At 71.6% G+C, this 1329-nt stretch carries 1 protein-coding gene and 1 pseudogene; one reads left to right on the forward strand and one right to left on the reverse strand.

Annotation, left to right across the window (positions count from 1 at the left end; all coding sequences use genetic code 11):
* Positions 1 to 89 precede the first annotated feature (89 nt).
* Positions 90 to 527 (reverse strand): annotated as a pseudogene (locus tag ACFWEK_RS21675) (CarD family transcriptional regulator); the annotation flags it as partial.
* A gap of 272 nt (positions 528 to 799) precedes the next feature.
* On the opposite strand from ACFWEK_RS21675, the gene ACFWEK_RS21680 reads away from it, so the two are divergent.
* Positions 800 to 1291 carry a hypothetical protein gene (locus tag ACFWEK_RS21680; protein WP_430555386.1) on the forward strand — a complete coding sequence of 164 codons (492 nt, stop codon included), beginning with the start codon at positions 800 to 802 and terminating at the stop codon, positions 1289 to 1291.
* Positions 1292 to 1329 lie beyond the last annotated feature (38 nt).

The raw sequence follows: 1329 nt of genomic DNA on the forward strand, positions 1-1329 counted from the left end.
GTTGTCCCGTACGCCACTCCAGGGCCGGGCCACAGCAGGTGCAGCACGGCAGAGCCGTTCTCGGCCAGGTCCGCCACGAAGGAGACCCCGTCGACGCCCTCCGCGAGCGCGACCTCGGACTCGAGGATCTGGCGAGCCTTGGCGAGCATGCGCTTCTCGCCGGCCGAGAGGCCACGGTCCGCGTCGCGGCGCGACAGGTCGCGCACGACCTCGCCGACCTTGATCACGTCGCCGGACGCGAGCTTCTCGAGGTTCGCCTTGTACCGGCGCGACCAGTTCGTCGGCTCTTCCGTGTAGGGCGCGCGCAGCACCTCGAAGACGCGGTCCAGCCCCTGCTGGTCGACCACGTCGCGCACCCCCACGAGGTCGACGTTCTCCGCCGGGACCTCGATCGTCAGGTCGCCCTGGGCAACCTTGAGCTTGAGGTACATCTTCTCCTCGCCACGGATCTTGCGCGTCTTGATCTCCTCGATCAGCGCGGCGCCGTGATGCGGGTAGACAACCGTCTCGCCTACTGTGAACGTCATCTGCAGATGTCCCCTTTCCCAGTCGACAAGTTTATCACGGGGAGGCCGACACTCCCCTGGCCCGCGCCCACCCGGCACCCCTGTGACGAACCCGTTTACGCAGGTCAGAAGCCTGGAAGCGCAATCATGGGCAAAGCCCGCGCCGGGCGTCGCTAGGATGTCGACGGGTCCCCTGCAGGCCCGCCCTCCCCCGCCTGACGTGGGGGAACCCTGATGCCCCGCGCCCGCGCGGCCACCCGCGCCCGCGAGCCGACGCCTTCGAAGGAGAGCTCGTGTCCCGCTCCGCCCGCCCCGCACGCCTCGTCGCCGCCGCCAGCGTCATGGCGGGCGCCCTGCTGCTGGCCGCCTGCTCCCCCACGATCACCACCAAGCCGTACGCCCCGTCCGACGGCATCCGGGTCAACCTCACCGACCAGGTGCGCGGCATCAACCTCATGGTCGTCTCCGAGGGCGAGGGCGAGCCCGGCGCCGTGCTCGGCGCGCTCGCGAACACCTCCGCCGAGGACGTCGACTTCGTGCTCGCCGCCGAGGGCGCCGAGCCGATCTCGCTCACCGTGCCCGCCGGGCAGACCGTCTACCTGAGCGCCGACCAGGAGGGCGACCAGGCCGTGGACGCCCAGCTCGGAGCCGTCGCCACCCACCCGGGCGGCGACCTCGACGCGACGCTCTCCGGCGCCGGCGTGGACGAGGACTTCTTCCTGCCCGTCATGGACGGCACGCTCCCCGAGTACGCGGCCTGGGTGCCGAACACGTCGGGCGTCTGACCGCACGACGAAGGGGCGGGGCGCCGCCGCGGGAGGGG

Origin of the sequence: Isoptericola sp. NPDC060257 (assembly GCF_042726645.1) — a bacterium.
In the GTDB taxonomy this organism is placed as follows: Bacteria; Actinomycetota; Actinomycetes; order Actinomycetales; family Cellulomonadaceae; genus Isoptericola; species Isoptericola nanjingensis.